The organism is Streptomyces sp. NPDC085900 (assembly GCF_044540925.1).
GTDB lineage: Bacteria > Actinomycetota > Actinomycetes > Streptomycetales > Streptomycetaceae > Streptomyces > Streptomyces gilvifuscus.
This window is the reverse complement of the sequence record NZ_JBITSP010000003.1, coordinates 721,210-742,185: the sequence shown is the minus strand read 5'-3', so window position 1 is coordinate 742,185 and position 20,976 is coordinate 721,210. Positions and strand designations below refer to the sequence as shown.

The window sequence follows — 20,976 nt, the reverse complement described above, 5'->3', positions numbered from 1 at the left end:
ATGAGCGCCAACGGGGGCGTCGGCCACGAGTCCGACGACACGACGAGTTTTGTCCTGCGACCTCCCGTACCCCGGCCGTCCCCGCCCGCGCGGCCGGAACCCGGCGCGGACCGGCTCATCGCCGGCCGGTACCGGCTGCTCGGCAAGCTCGGGCACGGCGGGATGGGCACGGTGTGGCGGGCCAAGGACGAGACCGTGGACCGCGAGGTCGCCGTCAAGGAGCCGCGCGTCCCGGACCACCTGCCCGAGCGGGAGCGGGACAAGGTGTTCGAGCGGATGCGCCGCGAGGCCCGTGCCGCGGCCCGTCTGGACCATCCCGCGGTGGTCAACGTCCACGACGTGGCCGTGGTCGACGGCCGGCCGTGGATCGTGATGGAGCTGGTGCGGGGCCGTTCGCTCGGCGACGCCCTGCAGGAGGGCACGCTCGGGGCGCGGGAGGCGGCCCGGATCGGCCTGGAGGTGCTCGGCGCGCTGGAGGCCGCGCACGCGGCGGGCATCCTGCACCGTGACGTCAAGCCGGACAACATCCTGCTCGGCCGGTACGGCCGCATCGTCCTCACCGACTTCGGCATCGCGCAGATCGAGGGCGAGACGAACCTGACCGACACCGGGGGCTTCGTCGGTTCGCCCGAGTACATCGCGCCGGAGCGGGTGCTGGGCCAGCGTCCCGGCCCGGCGTCCGACCTGTGGTCCCTCGGCGTCGTCCTGTACGCGGCCACGGAGGGCGTCTCCCCGTTCCGCCGCAGCAACACCCCGGCCACGCTCCAGTCGGTGCTCAACGCGACGCCGGCCCCGCCCGCCTCGGCGTCGGGCCCGCTGGCGGAGCTGATCACCGGCCTGCTGCACAAGGACCCGGCGCACCGGCCGGACGCCGCCCGGGTGCGTGCCCTCCTGGACGCGGCCGCGAACCCGCCGGCGCCGGTGCCGACCCAGCAGGTGGCCCACGCCGACCCGGGCGCCGCGGGAACCGGGCGCGGCATCCGGCCGGGCCGTGGCGCGCTGCTGGGCGGCGGCGTGGCGGCGGTGGTCGCGGCGGCGCTGGCGTACGTACTGATCGCGAACCCGTTCGCGGGCCCGCTGCCCGACGGCTGGACCAGGCACCACGAGAAGGACGTCATGGCGACGCTTCCCGTGCCGCACGACTACCGCAGGTCGGGGCCGGACGGGAAGGACGACAAGACCCACTGGGTGGCCTACAGCGACGCGAGCGGCGCCATCCGCGTAGGCCTGACGGTGACCCGGAAGACCGACGACAACGCGTACTCCATCAAGGGTTCCGCGGCGGCGCAGATGTACGACGACGACGGCACGTTCAAGGAGTCCGGCGACTACAACCTCCAGATGCCGGAGGCCCCGAGGACCGACACGCAGCCGTCCCTCGCCTACCACGGCCGCAAGGCCGCCAAGAACACGGTCACCTACGACACCGACGACTCGCAGAACCCGCTGCCGCGCGAGGCGCAGATCTTCTACTACAGGTCGACGGCGGGCGACATGTACAAGCTGACGGTCGTCTACCCGGGCAAGGGCGACTTCACGGACCGGGGACGCGAGGTGGCGCGGACGGTCCTGGCGAACTGGGGCGTGGACAAGCTCTAGGCCGACAGGGCCTAGGCGGACGCGAGCCGGCTGCGGTACATGCCGGGCGTCATCCCGAACTCCCGCTTGAACGCGTGCGAGAGAGCGTACGGCGTCCCGTAGCCGGTCTCCCGGGCCACCGCCGCGAGCGGCGCGTCCGTGGCGCGCAGCCGGGTCGCCGCCAGGGTCAGTCGCCACCACGTCAGGTAGGCCATCGGCGGCCGGCCGACCAGCGTCGTGAAGCGGCGGGCCAGCGTCGCCCGCGACACCCCGGCCTCCGCCGCCAGCCGGTCGTTGGTCCACGCGGCGGCCGGATCGGTGTGCAGGGCGCGCAGCGCGGTCGTCGTCACGGGATCGCTCAACACCGTCGGCCAGGCTCCCGTCTCCGCCCGGGCCATCCACGCCCGCACCATGTAGACCAGCAGCAGGTCGAGGAGGCTCGGCAGGGCCAGGCACGACCCAGGGCGCCGTTCGTCCAGCTCGCGGGCCAACAGGTCCACGGCCGAACGGAGTTCGGGGTGCGCGCCGACCCGGTTGGGCAGGTGGACGACCTGCGGGAGCTCCGCCAGCAGGGGGTGCACCCGGCTGCTGTCGAGGCGGTACTTGCCGCACAGCAGCTCCGCCTCGCCCCGCCCGTCCGGTTCGCGCGGCGGCCGGCGCATCTCCTCGAACGGCACCGCGGCCGCCGTGTCCCCGGGCGAGTCCGCGAGCACATGCCCCGCCCCGTGCGGCAGCAGTACGACGTCCCCGGCGCCCAGCGTCACCGGCTCACCGCCCCCGTCGGGCAGCAGCCAGCAGCCGCCCGCCAGGACGACATGGAACCCGGCCCCGTCGTACGGGGCGAGCCGTGTGCACCACTTCCCGCCCACCCGCAGCCGGTTGGAGGAGGGCTGTCCGATGCGCACGGCGGAGATCGCGTCACTCACCACGTCCATGAGACACAAGCGTATCGAAGTGAGCCGAAGAAGCATTGGAAAGCTCATGTCCGCGCTTCTAGCGTGGAGGCATGGCTGATGAGAACACGCAGGGTTTCATGATCGGTGACGTCGAGGTCCGCAGGGTCGTCGAATGGCGGGCGCCGTACGTTCCCGCCCGCGAGCTCGTCCCGGGCGCCGAGGCGGAGGTGTGGGAGGGCAATCGCCGGTGGCTGAGCCCCGACCACTGGGACCCGGAGACCGGGCGCGCCACGGTCGCCCTGCAGACCTGGGTGCTGCGCAGCGCGGGACGGACCGTGCTCGTGGACACGGGGGTCGGACACGGGCGGGAGCGGCCCGGGAACCCCTTCTTCCACCGGCAGAGCGGCGTGGGGCTGCCCGCGCGGCTGGAGTCGCTGGCCGGTGTGCGGCCCGAGGACGTCGACCTCGTGGTCAACACCCACATCCACGGCGACCACGTCGGCTGGAACACCCATGACGTGGACGGCACCTGGACGCCCACCTTCCCCGAGGCCACCTACCTCCTCCCCGCCGCCGACGACCACCACTTCGGCCCCCGCGGCGGCTACGGCGGCGGCCTGCGCCCCGACGACCGGCTGATCTACGAGGACAGCGTCGCCCCGGTGCACGCGTCCGGGCAGGCCCGGCTGTGGGACGGGCACCACCGGATCGACGAGAACCTCACCCTGGAAGCGGCCCCGGGGCACACCCCGGGCTCCTCGGTGCTGCGCGTGGCCTCCCGCGGCGAACGCGCCGTCTTCGTCGGCGATCTGCTGCACAGCCCGGTCCAGATCCTGCGCCCCGAGTGCAGCAGCTGCTTCTGCCTGGACCCGGAGCGGGCCGTCGCCAGCCGTCGGCGGGTGCTGGAACGGGCCGCCGACGAGCGGGAGTTGGTGGTGCCCGCGCACTTCGGCGGAGCGGGTGTCGTCGAAGTGCGGCGCAGGGGAGGCTCGTTCGAGGTGGCCGACCGGACGCCGTAGTACCGCGCCGCGTCGACAAGGCCGCACCCCGCACGGTAGTCATGAGGCATGAGTGCAGGCGGTGAACATACGCGCGAGGGCCGGTTGCTCGGTGGACGCTACCGGCTGGCCGAGCGCATCGGATCCGGCGGCATGGGCACCGTGTGGCAGGCCCACGACGAGCTCGTGGACCGGGACGTCGCCGTCAAGGAGCCCCGGCTGCCCGGCGATCCGCTGGACGAGCACCGGCAGCGGGCCGCCCACCGCCTCTACCGCGAGGCCCGCGCCGCCGCCCGTGTCGACCATCCGGCGGCCGTCGCCATCCACGACGTGGTGGTGGAGGAGGACGGACTCCCCTGGATCGTGATGGAGTTGGTCCGCGGCGAGTCCCTGCACGAGGTGCTGCGGCGCGGCCCGGTGGACGCCCGAGAAGCGGCCCGTATCGGCCTGGCCGTCCTCAGGGCCCTGGGCGCCGCGCACGCCGTCGGCATCGTGCACCGCGACGTCAAGCCCGCCAACGTCCTGCTCGGCCCGCACGGCCGCGTCGTCCTCACCGACTTCGGCATCGCGCATGTGCAGGGCGAGGAATCCCTCACGATGAGCGGGGAGTTCGTCGGCTCACTGGAGTTCGTCGCGCCGGAGCGGATGTCGGGCCGCGGCGCCGGTCCCCCCTCGGACCTGTGGTCGCTGGGCGTCCTGCTGTACGCGGCCGTGGAAGGGGCTTCGCCGTTCCGGCGTACGACGGTGGAGTCCACCCTCGCCGCCGTCATCGCCTCCGAGGCGCCCGAACCGAAACAGGCCGGCGAGCTCGGGCCGCTGATCGCACGGCTGCTGGTGAAGGACCCCGAGCAGCGGCCCGGCGCGGAGGAGACGGAGGCCGTCCTGGAGGCGGTGGCCGAGGGGCGGTCGGTGCCGGTCGTCGCGAGTGACGAGGTGACGGAACCTCAGGAGCCGTCTTCTCCGCGCAAGTTGGGCGACGACTCACGGACCGTGCGGCTGGGCGGAGCGGGGCCGGCACCGGAGAAGGCGGTACACGCGGCCCTGCCGGCACCGGAGGCGGCGGCACCCGCGGCCGTACCGGAACCGGAGACCGCCACGGCAGCCGTCGCCCCCGCCCCGAAGCGGCCCGTCCTGCGCCGTCGCGTCGCTCTCGCCGCGGTCGCCGCCCTGCTCGTCGGCGGCACCTGGTTCACCGCGTCCCGGTTCGCCGAGCCCGGCGGCCAGTCCGTCACCGAACACACCGCCACCTACCGGTCGGCCCCGGCCCGCCCGACCCCCTCCGCCATCACCGGCGGCTGGGTGGCCCACTCGGAGAACGACATGGACGCCGTCCTCTCCCTCCCCGCCGCGTACAAGGAGTCCGCCCGCGAAGGCGGCACCGGCGGCCGGCCCCGGCTCGTCGTCTACGACACCGGGCTCGTCCAGGTCCGCCTCACCGAGTGGGACCGGGCCCCCGGTAACCCGCTGTACGCCGCGAAGAAGGCCTTCGACACCTGGAACGGCGCCTACGACGACGCGAGCGGCTCGCAGTACCGCACCAGCTACCAGGACCTCGACGCGGCCGTCGCCGACACCGCCTACGGACTGAAGGAGACCCCGACCCGGGTCGTGCAGCTCTTCGTCGTCACCGAGGACGACCGCATGTACGAGCTGCGCGTGGACATGCCGAAGGGCACCCCCAGCGAGCGGAAGGGCATGGCGGTGTTCAAGCAGGCCCGTGACCGGCTCGTGATCGGAAAAAGCCGTACCACCGCCCCCTCCGCCCGCCCAACGCCCTGATCAGCGCAAACCTTGCCAGTGACCACTGGCGCCGTGTGAGTACTCGGTGAAGCCGCGTTACCGACGGGTACCCAAAGGCTCCGCCGCGGCATACCCTGCGCCTCATGACGGACGCGCAGGCCCCGGCCAAGACCGGCACCAATCCCCTCGCCCCCGCCCCTGAGGGCGCCCGTACGGCCGCTGACGTGGTCACTCCCGAGCTGGTCGCCCAGCTCACCAAGGGCGTGGTCGGCTCCGGCCGCACCGCCAACCACACGCCGTTCACCGGCGAGAAGCTGGCCGACCTGCCCGAGTCCACGCCCGCGGACGTGGAGAAGGCCTTCCAGGCGGCCCGGCGGGCCCAGGCGGTGTGGGAGCAGACGCCGGTACGGCAGCGCGCCGCCGTCCTGCTCCGCTTCCACGACCTGGTCCTGGAGCGTCAGGCGGAGGTCCTCGACCTCATCCAGCTGGAGACCGGCAAGGCCCGGCTGCACGCCCACGAGGAGGTGCAGGCCGTCGCCGTCGCGGCCCGCCACTACGGCCGCAAGGCCCCCTCCTACCTCAAGCCCAAGCACCACGCGGGCGCCATGCCCACGCTGACGAGGGTCACCGAGCTGCGCCACCCGCGCGGAGTCGTCGGCCAGATCGCCCCCTGGAACTACCCGCTGGAGCTGTCGGTCGGCGACGCGCTGCCCGCCTTCGCCGCGGGCAACGCGGTCGTCATGAAGCCGGACACCGAGACCTGCCTGACCGCCCTGTGGGCCCGCGACCTGCTCATCGAGGCGGGGCTGCCCGCCGACGTCTTCCAGGTCGTCATCGGCGACGGTCCGGTCGTCGGCCCCGAGATCGTCAAGCACGCCGACTACGTCTCCTTCACCGGCTCCACCCGCACCGGCCGCGAGGTCGCCCAGGGCGCCGCCGCCCGCCTGGTCGGCGTCTCCCTCGAACTCGGCGGCAAGAACGCCATGCTGGTCCTGGAGGACGCCGACATCGAGAAGGCGGCCGCCGGCGCCGTCCGCGCCTGCTTCTCCTCCGCGGGCCAGCTGTGCATCTCCATCGAGCGGCTGTACGTCCACGAGTCGATCGCCGACGCCTTCCTGGAGCGCTTCGCCGCCCGCACCAAGGCCATGCGGCTCGGCAGGTCGCTCGCCTACGGCGCCGACATGGGCTCCCTGGTGGGGGAGCGGCAGCTGGAGACCGTCACCCGGCACGTCGACGAGGCCGTCGCCAAGGGCGCCAAGCTCGTCGCCGGCGGGGTCGCCCGCCCGGACATCGGCCCCTACTTCTTCGAGCCGACGATCCTCGACGGCGTCACCGAGCCGATGGCGGTGTGCACCGAGGAGACCTTCGGCCCGGTCGTCTCCATCTACCGCTTCAGCACGGAGGACGAGGCGATCGAGCAGGCCAACTCCACCGCGTACGGCCTGAATTCGTCGGTCTGGACGAAGAACGGCTCCCGCGGCCGCGCGGTCGCCGCCCGCCTGCGCACCGGCACCGTCAACGTCAACGAGGGCTACGCGCCCGCCTACGGCAGCGTCCAGTCACCGATGGGCGGCATGAAGGACTCCGGCCTCGGCCGCCGCCACGGCTCCGAGGGCATCCTCAAGTACACGGAGGCCCAGACGGTGGCCCAGCAGCGGCTGCTCCCGATGGCCCCGTCGCTCGGGATGGACGACGAGAAGTACGCCGCGTTCATGAGCCGCAGCCTGCGGCTGATGAAGGCCCTGCGCTTCAAGTAGGCACACCCGTTCCCGACCACCCGTTCTCGACGAGGAGAGCACGTGCCACAGGACACCTACGACTACGACGTCATCGTCGTCGGCTCCGGCTTCGGCGGTTCCGTCACCGCCCTTCGCCTCACGGAAAAGGGCTACCGCGTGGGTGTCCTGGAAGCCGGCCGCCGCTTCACCCGCGAGAGCCTGCCGAAGAACTCCTGGGACCTGAAGAACTACCTGTGGGCCCCCAAGCTCGGCATGTACGGCATCCAGCGCATCCACCTGCTGGGCAACGTCATGGTCCTCGCCGGAGCGGGCGTCGGCGGCGGCTCGCTCAACTACGCCAACACCCTCTACGTCCCCCCGAAGCCGTTCTTCGACGACCCCCAGTGGCGTGACATCACCGACTGGCAGGAGGAGCTGGAGCCCTACTACGACCAGGCCCGGCGCATGCTCGGCGTACGGCTCAACCCGACCATGACCCCCTCCGACGTCCACCTGAAGGCGGCGGCGGAGCGGATGGGCGTCGGCGACACGTTCCACATGGCGCCCGTCGGCGTGTTCTTCGGCGACGGCGAGGACGCCGACGGCAAGACCAGGGCCAAGGCCGGCGAGCAGGTCGACGACCCCTACTTCGGCGGCGCCGGCCCCTCCCGCAAGGCCTGCACCGAGTGCGGCGAGTGCATGACCGGCTGCCGCCACGGCGCGAAGAACACCCTCAACGAGAACTACCTGCACCTCGCCGAGAAGGCGGGCGCGGTCGTGCACCCCATGACCACGGTGGTCTCGATCACCGACGACTCCCAGGGCGGCTACGCCGTCGCCACCCTGCCGACCGACGACCGCCGCAAGTCCTCCAGGGGCCGCGTCCTCAAGGCCCGCCGGGTCGTCATCGCGGCCGGCACCTACGGCACCCAGACCCTGCTGCACCGCATGAAGGCCAACGGTCAGCTGCCGCACATCTCCGACCGGCTGGGCGAGCTCACCCGCACCAACTCCGAGGCCCTGGTCGGCGCCCAGACCGACAACCGCCGCTACCGCAGGGCCACCGGCGAGCCGCAGGTCGACTTCACCCGCGGAGTGGCCATCACGTCGTCGATCCACCCGGACGAGAACACCCACATCGAGCCGGTCCGCTACGGAAAGGGATCCAACTCGATGGGCGGCCTGTCCATCCTCCAGGTGCCGTACGCCGAGGGCTCGTCCAGGGCGCTGGCCTGGCTGCGCAACGCCGCCCGCCATCCCCTTCTCGTCCTGCGCTCCCTCTCCAACCGCCGCTGGTCGGAGCGGACCATCATCGGCCTGGTGATGCAGTCGCTGGACAACTCCCTGACGACGTACCTGAAGCCGGACGGGGTGGGCAAGGGCCTGCTCACCGCCCGGCAGGGGCACGGCGCCCCCAACCCCAAGCAGATCAAGGCCGCTTCGCAGGCGGCGTCCGCGATCGCCGCCGACATCAACGGCTTCGCCGGCTCCAACGTCGGTGAACTGATGGGCACTCCCCTCACCGCCCACTTCCTCGGCGGCTGCCCCATCGGTTCCTCCCGCGAGACCGGCGTCATCGACCCCTACCACCGCCTCTACGGGCACCCCGGCATCTCGGTCGTCGACGGTGCCGCGGTCTCCGCCAACCTGGGCGTGAATCCGTCCCTCACCATCACCGCGCAGGCCGAGCGCGCGATGTCGTACTGGCCCAACAAGGGCGAGGAGGACCCGCGTCCGGCGCAGGGGGAGGCGTACCGGCGTCTCGCCCCGGTCGAGCCCAAGAGCCCGGCGGTCCCGGCGGAGGCGTTCGGCGCGCTGCGCCTGCCGTTCCTCGGGATGCCGGCGGTGCCGCCCAAGAAGTGACGTGAAACGGAAGAAGGACCCGCGCTCCCCTCCGAGCGCGGGTCCTTCTTCCGTCCTTGCGGCGAGCCGTGGTTACGCGCCCGCGCCGGCCTTGCGGCGGCGCACCGCGAACACCGCACCGGCACCGGCGACGACGGCGACCCCGCCGACCAGGCCGATCACGGGCAGCGCGGAGCTGGAGCCGGTCTCGGCGAGGTTGCCGGTCGGCAGGTCGGAGATCTCACCCTGCGGCTTCTTCACCGAACCGCCCTTGCTGCCGTTGCCGCCCGGGGTGGCGGTGCCCGGGTCGGGGTTGGCCGACCCGGCCTTCAGCACCTCGAAGTCGTACTGTGCCCAGCCCTCGGCGATGCAGTCCTGGCCCTCGATGTTGTCGAGGTAGGCGCCGGAGCCGAAGGAGTAGGCGTCGCCGGCCGGGGCCTTGGCGTCGATGCTGACGCGCAGGTCCACGGACTGGCTCTGACCGGCCTTCAGCTTGTCGACGTAGAAGAAGTAGTCACCGGCCCACTCGTCGGAGCCGATCCGGTCCCAGGAACCCGTCTCGGGGTTCTTGAACTCCAGGTCGACGTAGGGGCTGAGGAACTTCGACTCGTCGAGCTCGTAGTTCTCCACCTCGGCGTAGAAGGCGACGCCCTCGACGGTGGTCTTCGCGTCGTTGGTGACGGTCAGCTCGAAGGAGTGGAACCCGTCGCCCGCGACGATCTTGCCGGGCAGGCCCTTGATGTCCGCGGACACCTTGGCGCCTTCGTAGTTCTTGTCGACGTCCTCGCAGAAGGGCACGTCGGGGTCGGTCGGCTCGTCGCTCGGGTCGGCCGAGACGGAGGGCTCGGCCGAGGCCGACGCGCTCTCGGTGGCGCTCGGGGACGTCGAGTCGGTGGCCGAGGCGGAGTCCGACGGAAGGCCGGTGTCGGAGGGAGTCGCCGACGTCGTGTCGGTGGGGGTCGCGGAGGTCGTGTCGGACGCGGTGTCGGTGGGCGTCGCGGACGTCGTGGTGGTGTCGCCGTCCTCGGCGAACGCGACGGGCGCGGACAGCAGCGCGAGAGGAGCGAGGACCGCGGTCGCGGCCGCGACACCCATGGCACGGCGAAGCTTCATCGAAAACCCCAAGGAGTCCAGTGTGGAGGGCTCCGCGTGTGGGGCGCGGGTGTGGCCCTTGTTCGCGAAGTTGGATCAGTGAGGCCTGTGAAAGGTTGTGCGCGTCTTCACAGATTTTTTATGTGCCCTGGATCACGTACGCTCTTCTGCTCGACAGGCGACACACAGTTCGATCGATACCAGTTCGAATCATTCGACGACTTCGCGTGACGCAGAAAGGGCCGGCGCCGTGGCCGACAAACCGTCCGACGAGCCGAGATCCGGTTCCGGCGAGGAACCGTCCGTACCCGACGAGGTCTGGGAGAAGTTCCTCCGGGACCACGGCTCCGTCCCGAAGGAGCCGTCCGCGCGAGCCCGCATGGTCACCGAGCGGCTGCGGCAGCAGGAGGCGCGGGGCGAGTCACCGGCCGACTGGCGCGCCGGGCCCACGGCGGCGGGTCGCAACGGCCGTCCCCGCAAGGGGTGGGCGGTGCTGGGCGTGCTGCTGGCCGCCGCCGTCGCCGTCGTGGCCATGAAGCCGTCGCTGCTGCCGGGCCACCTGTTCGGCGCTGGCGACCCGGATCCGGCCGCCGCCTCACCGCTGCCCGCCGAGACCGCCGCCCCGACCGCCGCGCCCTCCTCGGCGGATCCCGAAACCCCCACCCTCGCCCGCCCGTTCGCCGGCTCCCCGGCGGAGCGCTGGGCCGACGGCGAAGCCGGGATCGTACTGCCGAAGGCCACCGCCCTCGGCTCGGTCTCCAAGGACCGGGTGGAGTTGGCCCTGCGCCGGACGAGGAAGCTGCTGGTCGACGCCAACCTCGATCCGAAGGTGCTGTCCGGCGCCCGTCCCGAGGCCGCGCTCTCGGTGCTCGACCCGAAGCAGCCGGCCCTGCTCGACGATCTCACCACGGCCCTGCGCGCGCCCAGCGAGGCCGACGACCCGCTGTCCCTCTTCAGCCGCTTCGATCCCAAGGAGGTGAAGCCGGCGGGGAAGGTGGTCAAGGTCCGCGGCCGCATCACCTTCCACAAGGGCGACTTCGCGGGGGTGGCGGTGCACGCCGACTACACCTTCGTCTACCCGGTCGTCCGCACCGACGGCTCCACGGAGGTCACCCGCACCATCGTGCGCCGCGTCATCGACGCCGAACTCCCCGACCCCACCCACTACCGGACCACCCCGGGGCGCCTGAACCTCGTGCGCTACGTCGAGGACGCCGGCAACTCCTCCTGCGGCATCCACGACGGCTATCTGCACCCCCGGTTCCCCTCCCAGGTCCCGGCCGACGGCGCCAGTCCGACCGGCCCGTCGGTCGACCCGTACGACCGCAGCCGCGTCATCGGCCAGGACGACGCCTGCGGCACGGTCAGCCGCACCTGATCCCACGCATGCGAAGGGCCCCGCGGACGCGGCCGCGGGGCCCTTCTTTCGTCAGCACCGACGTCAGGGCAGCGTCGGTGCCTGGGAGCGGCGCCGGGGGGTTGCGCCGCTTGTCTCGTGTGCCCTCTGTGCGCCCTGGGTCGCCTCCCCGGCGCACTTGGGGCGCACGGAAGGTATGGACCTCTGGCAGTGCTGAGGGACATGCAATGCGGTTGACTGCGAGGGGACTTGGGCTTTCTACGCATCGTGCTGGATGGACGCGGCCTCCGCAACCGTTTGACCCAGGGTTGTGCATTTTTGCATTTTCCGCCGGTCGGCCCCGGGCGTCCCCGGAGCCGACCGTTTACTTGGGTGACCGGGCTGCTGTCCCCTGCCGTCCGGTCACAACCCTGGAGCGAGGTCCCACGACGCACGGCACGACCCGTACGTCTCATCGCTCCAGCAAGCCACGCGTGGTTCTTTCGGGCCCGCCCCTGGCTGGCACGGACACCCCACCAACGAAGCGGCCCGCGGGGCGGTCACGCGCCGTACGGGTGAGAAGGCATACGAACTCAGATGCGACCGCGGCACAGTTCGAGCAGGGTCATCGCGAGGGCGGTGCCGGGCTTGCCGAGCGCCCCGCTGTAGTGGTTCAGGACGTCCATCTCGCGCGAGAGGTTCACGCGCCGTCCGCCGGAGGTGATCCGTGCCTCCTGGATCACGGCCGACACGGCCATCCGTTCCTGGACCAGACCGATGATCCGGTCGTCGAGCGCGTCGATGCGCTCACGGGCGCCGGTGATCACGTCCGCGGCCTCGGGGGTACGGGCGCCGGTCACGTCGATGGCGGTCATGCGGGGCTCCTCGAAGGATCGAAGTCGGTGCCCCGGATCGGAAAGGTCCGCGAACGACAGGCGCCCCGGACCTTGTCGGCCCGGGGCGCCTGGGAAGTCGCTTGTCAGTTGCTCAAGCAGCACGACCATGGCAGCCGGTGGGCCGGTCGCCATAGGTAAAGAGGAAGGTCGCCTGCTGAAGCATGCGGCCAGTATGCCGTGCCGTGCGGGGGTGTCCAGGACGGTTCGCATCCTGAGACGGGCTTGCCCAGAAGAGGGCCCCGCCGGGCCCGGTAGACTCGGCCGCACACACACCCTCGCTCACCGCCGGAAGGCAACCCGTGTCATCAGCGACCCCAGCCGCCACCGACACCGTCCTGGTCGTCGACTTCGGCGCGCAGTACGCCCAGCTCATCGCCCGTCGCGTCCGCGAGGCCCGGGTCTACAGCGAGATCGTGCCGAGCACCATGCCGGTCGCGGAGATGCTCGCCAAGAACCCGGCGGCGATCATCCTCTCCGGCGGCCCCTCGTCCGTGTACGAGGAGGGCGCCCCCCGCCTCGACCGCGCGCTCTTCGAGGCCGGCGTCCCCGTCTTCGGCATGTGCTACGGCTTCCAGCTGATGGCCCAGTCCCTCGGCGGCACGGTCGACAACACCGGCGCCCGCGAGTACGGCCGGACCGACCTGCACGTGTCGAAGGCGTCCTCCACCCTCTTCGAGGGCACCCCGGCCGAGCAGCACGTGTGGATGTCGCACGGCGACGCCTGCTCCGCCGCCCCCGAGGGCTTCTCCGTCACGGCCTCCACGGACGTCGTCCCGGTCGCCGCCTTCGAGAACGACGAGAAGAAGCTCTACGGCGTCCAGTACCACCCCGAGGTCATGCACTCCACGCACGGCCAGCAGGTCCTGGAGCACTTCCTGTACCGGGGCGCGGGCCTGACCCCGTCGTGGACCACCGGCAACGTGATCGAGGAGCAGGTCGCCGCGATCCGCGAGCAGGTCGGCGACAGGCGCGCCATCTGCGGTCTGTCCGGCGGCGTGGATTCGGCGGTGGCGGCAGCCCTGGTCCAGAAGGCCATCGGCTCCCAGCTGACCTGCGTGTACGTCGACCACGGCCTGATGCGCAAGGGCGAGACCGAGCAGGTCGAGAAGGACTTCGTGGCGGCGACCGGCGTGCAGCTGAAGGTCGTGGACGCGGAGGAGCGGTTCCTGACCGCCCTGAAGGGCGTCTCGGACCCGGAGGAGAAGCGGAAGATCATCGGCCGCGAGTTCATCAGGGTCTTCGAGCAGGCCCAGGCGGAGATCATCGCGGACGAGGGCCCGGCGGTGGAGTTCCTGGTCCAGGGCACGCTCTACCCGGACGTCGTCGAGTCCGGCGGCGGCACCGGCACCGCGAACATCAAGTCCCACCACAACGTCGGCGGCCTGCCCGAGGACCTGGAGTTCCAGCTCATCGAGCCGCTGCGCAAGCTGTTCAAGGACGAGGTCCGGATGGTCGGCCAGGAGCTCGGCCTGCCGGAGGAGATCGTCCAGCGCCAGCCGTTCCCCGGCCCGGGCCTCGGCATCCGCATCGTCGGCGAGGTCACCAAGGAGCGGCTCGACCTCCTCCGGGAGGCCGACGCCATCGCCCGCGAGGAGCTGACCGCGGCCGGCCTCGACCGCGACATCTGGCAGTGCCCGGTGGTCCTGCTCGCGGACGTCCGCTCGGTCGGCGTCCAGGGCGACGGCCGCACCTACGGCCACCCGATCGTGCTGCGCCCGGTCTCCTCCGAGGACGCCATGACGGCCGACTGGTCGCGTCTGCCGTACGACGTCCTCGCGAAGATCTCCACCCGCATCACGAACGAGGTCAAGGACGTCAACCGCGTCGTCCTCGACGTCACCTCGAAGCCGCCGGGCACCATCGAGTGGGAGTGAGCCCCCTGACGGGGCTCAGGTGCGCTTGATCGTGCGCACCGGCTCGCCGGGCTTCCAGACCTGGACGACGAGGTACTTGTCGTCCTCGACGTAGGTCCGCACGACCTCCGTCAGCTCGGCGCGGAAGAGGTGGAACGGCTCCGGCGGTTCCACCTCTTCGCCGTACGCGGCCTTGGTCGCGGCGTCCTCGACCTCGACCGCCCGGCCGGCGATCCGGACGTCGCCGCCTCCCATGGTCTGGCCTTCCCCCGGGTTCGCCTGGAGCGCGAACCGCGGGTCGCGGCGCAGGTCCAGGGCCTTGAGCGAGTCCGGCATCATCCCCAGCCACAGCTCCCCGTTCAGGAAGCGCACCTCCAGCCCCGTGGTGCGCGGGGAGCCGTCCTTGCGCAGGGTGGCCAGGACATGGTGCGTGAAGGCCCCGAAGCGCGCCTCGACGGTCCTCGCGAGATCGGGCTCGGCGGCGGCGAAGTCCGCCCAGCCCGCTGTCGTACGACTCGTTGTCATACGACGAGTGTGGCGCCGATACCCGACATCTTCTGTCGGGTATCCGAGGCCACGCCGGACGGGGCGCCGAAGGTCACGCCGGACAGGGGACCGGAGGTCACGCCGGATAGGGGACCGGGCGGACGAAGCGCTCCCGCCCCGCCTCGTCCCGCACCGGCGTGCAGCCCGCCGCCGTCAGCTGCGCGGCCAGCTTCGCCCGGCGGGCCGTGTTCACGCGGAGGGAGCCGAACATGAACGCCGGCGTCAGGACCGCGAGGGGCAGCAGGACGGCGTAGAGCCCGGTCACCACCGCCAGCAGCAGGAACAGCACCCCCGCGCCCACCCCGATGGTGCGCAGCTGCACGGGGTTGCCGGCCTCGGTCATGGCGTCGTACCGGATGACCTTCGTGAGCAGGTCGACGTCCGGCTGCGCCTCGGGCACCGGCGTGAGCGAGTTCAGGTGCATGCCGGGCACCGCGCCACCCGCGCCGACCTGCGGGAACGCGGCCGCGTTGGCCGCCGCGCGCTGCTGCGCCCAGGCCTCGCCGGAGCGGACCAGGTACACGTGCAGCACCTTGTGGCGGCCGACGAGGCGGACGCCGACGTAACGGAAGCCGAAGCACTCGGCGACGTAGACGAGCGCGGCGAAGCTCTTCAGGTCGGAGAAGGGGTGGACCAGCTCGACCCGATCCTGGTTCGCCAGCTGGCGCACAAGGCTGGCGAGGTGGCGTTCGGCTGTGCTCATGAGGGGCTCCGGTGGCTGAAAAACTAAACTGAATCTGTGGTTCCGCACCCCAGACCCACGAGCACCCGAAACGGTTGCGCGCGTCATCTTTACAGAACATGACTGTTCTCCTGAGCTGACCGACGGTAACTTCCGCCCCGTAAAGCAACCCAGTGCTGGAGGAAGAACATGCACGGGACCCCCGGCGCCGGACCCACCCCGCCCCCGCCGCTCCCGACCGACCGGCTGCGGTTCGCGATGCCGCCCATGCACGACTCGGTCGACGACGAACGCCGGCACCGCAAGGAACGCCTCGCCGGCGCGCTGCGGATCTTCGGACGCCTCGGCTTCGAGGACGGGGTCTCCGGGCACATAACCGCCCGCGACCCCGAGTTCTCGGACTGCTTCTGGGTCAACCCCTTCGGCATGCCCTTCAAGCACGTCACCGTGAGCGACCTGGTGCTCGCCAACTCCGACGGCCAGGTCGTCGAGGGCCGCTACCACGTCAACCAGGCCGCGTTCACCGTGCACTCCCAGGTCCACGCCGCCCGCCCGGACGTCGTCGCCGTCGCCCACTGCCACTCGGTGAACGGCCGCGCCCTGTCCGCGCTCGGCGACCTCCTGGACCCCATCACCCAGGAGAGCTGCGCCTTCTACGAGGACCACGCCCTCTACGACGCCTACACCGGCGTCGCCGTCGACGCCGAGGAGGGCCGCCGCATCGCCACCGCGCTCGGCTCCCGCAAGGCGCTCGTCCTGCGCAACCACGGGCTGCTGACGGTCGGCGACTCCGTGGACGCCGCCGCCTGGTGGTTCGTGTCCATGGAACGCTCCGCCCAGGTCCAGCTCACCGCCAAGGCGGCCGGCCGGCCCCTGCTCATCGACCACAAACTGGCGGCGGCCACCCGCGAACAACTCGGCGGCGACCTGGTCGCATGGATCAACTACCAGCCGATGTGGCAGGACATCAGCCGCAGCGAACCCGACCTGCTGAGCTGACTACTGGGCCTGGAACCCCCGCAGTACGGCCGCCTTCGTCATCGCGAACTCCTCGTCCGTGAGCACCCCCTCCCGGTGGAGTTCGCCCAACTCCCGCAGCCTGCGCAGGAGTACGTCGTGGTGGTCGGCGGACGGCGGCACGGCGCCGGCGAGCCGCGGCCGGTCGGCCCGCTCGCCGACCCCCCGGGTGGAGGGGTGCGGCAGACGGGCGGTGACCGCGGTGGCGACCAGCGCGGTCAGCAGATCCCGGCGCGAGCTGCCCCACAGGTCCAGGGCGTACGGGTCCTTCTCCGGCGGCAGCTTGGAGAACACCGTCTCCCGCGTCACGAACCGCAGGAAACCGTCCTCGTAACCGGAGTTGGGCAGCCACTCGACCTGCACCAGATCGCCGAGGGCGATGATCCGCGGCCCCGTCGCCCGCTTGACCCGGTCCGAGGTGTCCGCCCAGTCGATGCGCACCTGGGTGCCGTCGAAGGAGACCGTCCCGTCGGAGGAGCGGACCGAGACCGGGACCGGAGGCCCCGGCAGCAGATACGCCTTGGTCGGCTCCTTGGGGATCTGGTCCAGCAGCAGCGCCCTGCGGATCTCCTCGGCGACGTACTCCGCGACCCCCGCCCGGTCGACGTCCACCACCAGGCGGTAGGGGTCGGCCGGGTCCGGCAGCCGTCCCCCCGTCGCCTGCAGCAGCGGATCCGCCCCCTCACGCAGCCGTACCCGCAGCCGCCCCCGCTTGCGTTCCGGCTCGAAGACCACGCCCGCGATCGCCTCCAGGGGCACGGAGACCTCGCCGTACGTCTGCCGGAACAGTGGCACGGAGCGGTGCAGGCCCGGCGTGATCCTGACCGTGGTGCCGTCGAAGGCCCAGGTCCCGTCCCGCTGGATGATCTCGGCCATAGGGAAATTCTCGCAGCCGGGTCAACACGGCGGCCCCCGCTTCACCCGCGCTGACCAGACCTGGCGGACGCGGGCCCGGCGGGGTAGGGCACAATTCGCTGTCATCACAGGGGAGTTGCAAGGCGGCGGACGACTGCTGGGCAGGGGCGCCGGTCGACAGGCGATGGGTCGTGCGGAAGGCGGGCGGCGGGCGTGGCGGTGCAGGAGGCGAGAGGGGGCGCGGAGACGGGCGCTCACGGCGGGGCGCACGCGGGTGGCTGCACCTGCGGGGACTGCCCGCACGGGGCGCGCGAGGGGCACCGGCGGGCGGTCGCCGAGTTCCTGCTCCTGCGCGACGGGTTCGCCGCCGGACAGGGCGTGCCCGCCGCCGTGGCCCACTCGGCCCAGGCCTCCCGCCAGTGGGTCTCGGAGGAGCTCACCCAGTCCGCGGAACTCGTCGCCGAACGGGGCCGCGCCGAGGGCGAGGCGTGGCTGGCCCGCCTGTGGCGGTACACCGCCGTCGCCGTGTGGGCGCTGGTACTGGTGCTGCTCCTGGTGCAGTCCCTGACGGCGATCGGCGCGGGCTGGACCTCCGCGCGCACGGCCGGGCTCCTGGCGGCCCTGCTCGTCGCCGCCGCGCTCACCGCCGCGTCCTGGTTCCACCGCGCCCGCGGCGGCGCCCTGGCCCCGGTGATCGGCGAGGACCACCGCCTGTCCACCTCGCGCACCGTGGCGGCGGCCTGGGTGCTCTTCGTCGCCTACGCCGTCCTCGTGCTGGCCGGCCGCCTCGCCGCCGCCTCCGACCACGCCGAGCGCGACGCCCTGGTCTCCGGCCTCGAACTCGCCCGCGGCGCCGGCGTGGTGACCGTCCTCGCCGTCGTGTGCGGCATCGCGGTCCTGGTGCGGCGCGTCGTCGGGCTGCGGGTCCTCGGCCAGCGGCTGCAGAAGGTACGGGCCGACCGGCCGAGGGCGGCCGACCTGCTGACCGACGACGCCGGGCGCGGCTCCTTCGCCGACATCCAGTACGTCGCGATCAGCGCCGTCGCCCTGCTGTTCTCGGCGGTACGGCTGGCCCGCCGCCCCGACCAGCTGCCCGACCTGCCGTGGGGCCTCGCCGTCGTGGTGCTGGTGTCGGCCGCGACCTACCTGGCCGGCAAGTACGCGGAGGGCGGCCGCCCGGTGATCCTCTCCGTGGTGCGCGCCCGGGAGGCCGGTGACCTGGACGGCCCGATCCGCACCGGCGACGACATCGAGATCCGCGGCGCGGGCTTCGTCCCGCCCGGGGCGCAGGGAGCCGACCGGCTGTCCCGGATGGTCGTGCGCATCGGCGCGGTCAACGTGCACGTCCCGCTCGTCCCGGTCACCGGCGGATTCAGCAACCCGACCGACGCGGTGCTCACGGTGCCGGTGCCGGCCGACGTGGAGCCCGGCCGGGTCGAGGTGCAGGTGGTGACGGCGGCCGGGGTGGAGACGAACCGGTATGCGATCGATGTGACCGACTGACGTCAATGTGGCCGACTGGCATCAATATGGCCGGTTCTGCCGACTCGTCGGGTCCTGGACGGAAAACTCCTCGAACAGTTTGAGCGCCTCCGGCCTTGCGTACGTATCGTCTGTCAAGGGGTCCCGGCCCGACGGGCGAGAGGCGACAGCGATGACTCACGGCATGCGCACGGACACGTACACCCCCCATCTCGGCGAAGAACGCGGCTGGCGGGACAACCTCGGCCGCTACGCCCTCCTTCCTCTGCGCGTCTTCCTCGGCGTCACCTTCATCTACGCCGGGTTGGACAAGCTCACGAACAGCGCCTTCATGAAGTCCTCGGGCGCGGGCTCGATCGGCGAGACGATGCGCTCCGTCCGTGACTCCTCGGCCATCCCGGCCCTGGTCGACCTGGCCCTGAAGAACCCCGTCGGCTTCGGCTACGCCATCGCCTTCGGCGAGCTGGCCGTCGGCATCGGCACCCTGATAGGCCTGCTGGCCCGTCTCGCGGCGCTCGGCGGCGCGCTGATCTCCTTCAGCCTGTGGATGACCGTCAGCTGGGCCAACGACCCGTACTACTACGGCAACGACCTCGCCTACCTGATGGCCTGGCTCCCCCTGGTCCTCGCGGGCGCGCCCATGTTCTCCCTGGACGCCGCCCTCCGCACCCGGCGACGCAGGCGGGCGGGAGGGTACTGACGGGTCGTTCTCCGTCGGTGGGCCGAGCAGGCGGAGCGCTACTGCGGCGTTTCCGCCCCCGTGCCCACCGGCGCCGTCTTCCCGCCGGCCGACACCGCCCGCCGCCGGCGTATGCCCCGGCCGATCAGTCCGACCACGCCGGCGAGGCACAGCCCGCCCACCACGAGCGGTATCAGCGCGAACCACGGCGTCTCCCAAGCCCCGCCCGCGTCCCCGGCGTAGACGACGCCCGCCAGGGCGAGGAAGCAGCCGGCGACCAGCCTTCCGGGCTGGAACTCATGACGCAGCACGGCTCACCTCCGCCTGGCCGAGGCCGACCTGGAGATCGAGGTCGAGGGTGCCGGCGTTCTTGCCGCCCTTGACCGGTGTCAGGGTCACGTCCTTGTGCTTGCCCGGCTGCACGTCCACGTCCTGCCTTCGGTCCCCCGGCAACTGGATGTCGCCCACGCCCACGTCGATCGACAGCCGCACGGTCACGTCCTTCGGCACGATCACCCACAGCCGGCCCGCCCCGACCTCGGCCCCCGTGCTCACCGTCTGTCCCTTCGTCAGCCGCAGCCGGCTCAGGTCCAGGGTGCCGACACCGCTGCCGAGGTGGTACCTGCCCTGCACCTCCGCCACGGCGGCCGGCTGCCAGGTCGTGCGCGTCCAGTGGGTGCCGATGTCCTTGGGCAGGGCGGCCGACGAGGCCAGCAGCGCCGCCGTGACGACGGCCAGGAAGACCGACCCCGCTCCCGTGCGCCCCAGGAACGCACTGACGGCTATGCCGAGGCCGAAGACGACGAGCGCCCAGGCGAGTCCGGTCTGCAGGCTGGTGCCGAGCGCGTGGTCGTGCCAGGTGGCGGCGGTGCCGAGGCTGCCCGCGAGGAGCGCGAGCAGGAAGATCCAGCCACCGATCCAGCGGGGGCCGCGCGGCTTCGGCGCCGGGACGCGCGCGGTGCGGGTGTCCGTGCGGTTGATCCAGGAGTTGCCGAGGCTGATGTTGACGGCCGCGGCGATGTCCCGGTCGCGGGATTCCCGGGGACCCCACAGATAGCCGGTGCCGCCGACGTGGGTGCCGTCCTTGACGATGGGCTCGCGCCACCAGGAGGGGTAGAAGGCGGGCACGGGCGGCGCCTGGGCCTCCGGCGGGGCGTCGGCGGCGGCCTGGGCGGCCAGCGGGTCCGGGTCGGGTGCCCCTCGCTGGCGCGACCAGTAGCCGGCGCCCGCCAGCAGCAGCGAGAGCACGACGGCGAAGGCCAGCACGCTGCCGTTCCTCAGCATGGTCAGGAACACTCCGCAGCCGACCAGCGCGAACAGCACCGCGGTCAGCGCCTGCCCGTCGACGCGGCCGGTGAGCAGCTTGCGGACCTCGTTCTCCTCGTCGTCCTCGAACGGGACGAGGAGCCACACGAAGCCGTAGAAGATCAGGCCGATGCCGCCGGTCGCGGAGAGCACGACGAGGGTGATCCGGAAGATCACCGGGTCCATGTCGCACTGCCGCCCGAGCCCGGAACACACTCCGGCGAGCATCTTGTACCGCCGGTCGCGGCGGAACCTCTCCGGGGCGCCGGAGTCCGCCGCCGCGCCGGGGGCCGTGCCGGTCTCCGTACCGCTGTCCGCCCCGGCTTCCGGGCCGGTGGCAGTCGGGGCGTGCGCGGCGGGCGCGGCATCCTGCGGCCCGGCGCCCGGGGAGGGGCGCGGGCCGGGGCCGGGTCCCGGACCCGTCGCGGCGCGCTCGTGATCTGTCATGGCTCCATGGTGAC

General features: G+C 72.2%; 18 protein-coding genes. 10 read left to right on the top strand and 8 right to left on the bottom strand.

Annotation, left to right across the window (positions count from 1 at the left end):
* Complete coding sequence (locus ACIGDI_RS12815) at window positions 1-1,599, top strand: serine/threonine-protein kinase (protein ID WP_399894643.1); 1,599 nt, start codon at window positions 1-3, stop codon at window positions 1,597-1,599.
* Between the two features lie 11 nt (window positions 1,600-1,610).
* On the opposite strand, the gene ACIGDI_RS12810 is transcribed toward ACIGDI_RS12815, so the two are convergent.
* The gene (locus ACIGDI_RS12810) at window positions 1,611-2,513 is read right to left on the bottom strand and encodes an AraC family transcriptional regulator (protein ID WP_399894640.1); all 903 of its coding nucleotides are present in this window, start codon (window positions 2,511-2,513) and stop codon (window positions 1,611-1,613) included.
* Between the two features lie 71 nt (window positions 2,514-2,584).
* On the opposite strand from ACIGDI_RS12810, the gene ACIGDI_RS12805 reads away from it, so the two are divergent.
* The 4 genes from ACIGDI_RS12805 to ACIGDI_RS12790 all read left to right on the top strand — a co-directional run bounded on the left by ACIGDI_RS12805 (window position 2,585) and on the right by ACIGDI_RS12790 (window position 8,793).
* The gene (locus ACIGDI_RS12805; protein WP_399894637.1) at window positions 2,585-3,493 is read left to right on the top strand and encodes an MBL fold metallo-hydrolase; all 909 of its coding nucleotides are present in this window, start codon (window positions 2,585-2,587) and stop codon (window positions 3,491-3,493) included.
* A gap of 48 nt (window positions 3,494-3,541) precedes the next feature.
* Window positions 3,542-5,251, top strand: coding sequence for a serine/threonine-protein kinase (locus ACIGDI_RS12800; RefSeq protein ID WP_399894633.1), 1,710 nt, complete (start codon window positions 3,542-3,544; stop codon window positions 5,249-5,251).
* 104 nt (window positions 5,252-5,355) lie between these two features.
* Window positions 5,356-6,969, top strand: coding sequence for a succinic semialdehyde dehydrogenase (locus ACIGDI_RS12795; RefSeq protein WP_399894630.1), 1,614 nt, complete (start codon window positions 5,356-5,358; stop codon window positions 6,967-6,969).
* Between the two features lie 42 nt (window positions 6,970-7,011).
* The gene (locus ACIGDI_RS12790; RefSeq protein WP_399894627.1) at window positions 7,012-8,793 is read left to right on the top strand and encodes a GMC family oxidoreductase N-terminal domain-containing protein; all 1,782 of its coding nucleotides are present in this window, start codon (window positions 7,012-7,014) and stop codon (window positions 8,791-8,793) included.
* Between the two features lie 72 nt (window positions 8,794-8,865).
* Here the strand turns inward: ACIGDI_RS12790 and ACIGDI_RS12785 are convergent, their stop codons facing one another.
* Window positions 8,866-9,885 carry an LAETG motif-containing sortase-dependent surface protein gene (locus ACIGDI_RS12785; RefSeq protein ID WP_399894624.1) on the bottom strand — a complete coding sequence of 340 codons (1,020 nt, stop codon included), beginning with the start codon at window positions 9,883-9,885 and terminating at the stop codon, window positions 8,866-8,868.
* Window positions 9,886-10,114: 229 nt separating this feature from the next.
* Here ACIGDI_RS12785 and ACIGDI_RS12780 point away from each other — a divergent pair, with 229 nt between their 5' ends.
* Window positions 10,115-11,242 (top strand): hypothetical protein, encoded by a 1,128-nt coding sequence (locus tag ACIGDI_RS12780; protein ID WP_399894621.1) that lies wholly within the window; start codon window positions 10,115-10,117, stop codon window positions 11,240-11,242.
* Between the two features lie 551 nt (window positions 11,243-11,793).
* Here ACIGDI_RS12780 and ACIGDI_RS12775 read toward each other — a convergent pair.
* On the bottom strand, window positions 11,794-12,075 hold the full coding sequence (locus ACIGDI_RS12775) for a chorismate mutase (protein WP_200705907.1): 282 nt from the start codon (window positions 12,073-12,075) through the stop codon (window positions 11,794-11,796).
* A 320-nt stretch (window positions 12,076-12,395) separates the two neighbouring features.
* Here ACIGDI_RS12775 and guaA point away from each other — a divergent pair, with 320 nt between their 5' ends.
* A complete protein-coding gene (guaA, locus tag ACIGDI_RS12770; protein ID WP_399894618.1) occupies window positions 12,396-13,970 on the top strand; it encodes a glutamine-hydrolyzing GMP synthase in 1,575 nt (524 codons plus the stop codon).
* Window positions 13,971-13,985: 15 nt separating this feature from the next.
* On the opposite strand, the gene ACIGDI_RS12765 is transcribed toward guaA, so the two are convergent.
* Both ACIGDI_RS12765 and ACIGDI_RS12760 read right to left on the bottom strand, forming a co-directional pair.
* A complete protein-coding gene (locus ACIGDI_RS12765) occupies window positions 13,986-14,474 on the bottom strand; it encodes a pyridoxamine 5'-phosphate oxidase family protein (protein WP_399894615.1) in 489 nt (162 codons plus the stop codon).
* Window positions 14,475-14,571: 97 nt separating this feature from the next.
* Window positions 14,572-15,198 carry a hypothetical protein gene (locus ACIGDI_RS12760; RefSeq protein ID WP_399894612.1) on the bottom strand — a complete coding sequence of 209 codons (627 nt, stop codon included), beginning with the start codon at window positions 15,196-15,198 and terminating at the stop codon, window positions 14,572-14,574.
* Window positions 15,199-15,366: 168 nt separating this feature from the next.
* Between ACIGDI_RS12760 and ACIGDI_RS12755 the strand changes: the two genes are divergently transcribed.
* Window positions 15,367-16,176: a class II aldolase/adducin family protein gene (locus ACIGDI_RS12755; RefSeq protein WP_272175300.1), complete on the top strand. Its 810-nt coding sequence runs from the start codon at window positions 15,367-15,369 to the stop codon at window positions 16,174-16,176.
* On the opposite strand, the gene ACIGDI_RS12750 is transcribed toward ACIGDI_RS12755, so the two are convergent.
* Window positions 16,177-17,070 carry a DUF4429 domain-containing protein gene (locus ACIGDI_RS12750; protein ID WP_399894609.1) on the bottom strand — a complete coding sequence of 298 codons (894 nt, stop codon included), beginning with the start codon at window positions 17,068-17,070 and terminating at the stop codon, window positions 16,177-16,179.
* A 192-nt stretch (window positions 17,071-17,262) separates the two neighbouring features.
* Between ACIGDI_RS12750 and ACIGDI_RS12745 the strand changes: the two genes are divergently transcribed.
* Together ACIGDI_RS12745 and ACIGDI_RS12740 are read left to right on the top strand one after the other, a co-directional pair.
* Window positions 17,263-18,552, top strand: coding sequence for a hypothetical protein (locus ACIGDI_RS12745; protein WP_399894606.1), 1,290 nt, complete (start codon window positions 17,263-17,265; stop codon window positions 18,550-18,552).
* Between the two features lie 151 nt (window positions 18,553-18,703).
* Window positions 18,704-19,231 (top strand): DoxX family protein, encoded by a 528-nt coding sequence (locus tag ACIGDI_RS12740; RefSeq protein ID WP_399894603.1) that lies wholly within the window; start codon window positions 18,704-18,706, stop codon window positions 19,229-19,231.
* Between the two features lie 38 nt (window positions 19,232-19,269).
* Here the strand turns inward: ACIGDI_RS12740 and ACIGDI_RS12735 are convergent, their stop codons facing one another.
* Together ACIGDI_RS12735 and ACIGDI_RS12730 are read right to left on the bottom strand one after the other, a co-directional pair.
* Window positions 19,270-19,521, bottom strand: coding sequence for a hypothetical protein (locus tag ACIGDI_RS12735; protein ID WP_399894600.1), 252 nt, complete (start codon window positions 19,519-19,521; stop codon window positions 19,270-19,272).
* Window positions 19,508-20,962 carry a PspC domain-containing protein gene (locus tag ACIGDI_RS12730; RefSeq protein WP_399894597.1) on the bottom strand — a complete coding sequence of 485 codons (1,455 nt, stop codon included), beginning with the start codon at window positions 20,960-20,962 and terminating at the stop codon, window positions 19,508-19,510. The genes ACIGDI_RS12735 and ACIGDI_RS12730 overlap by 14 nt, the downstream gene beginning before the upstream one ends.
* Between the last annotated feature and the right edge of the window lie 14 nt (window positions 20,963-20,976).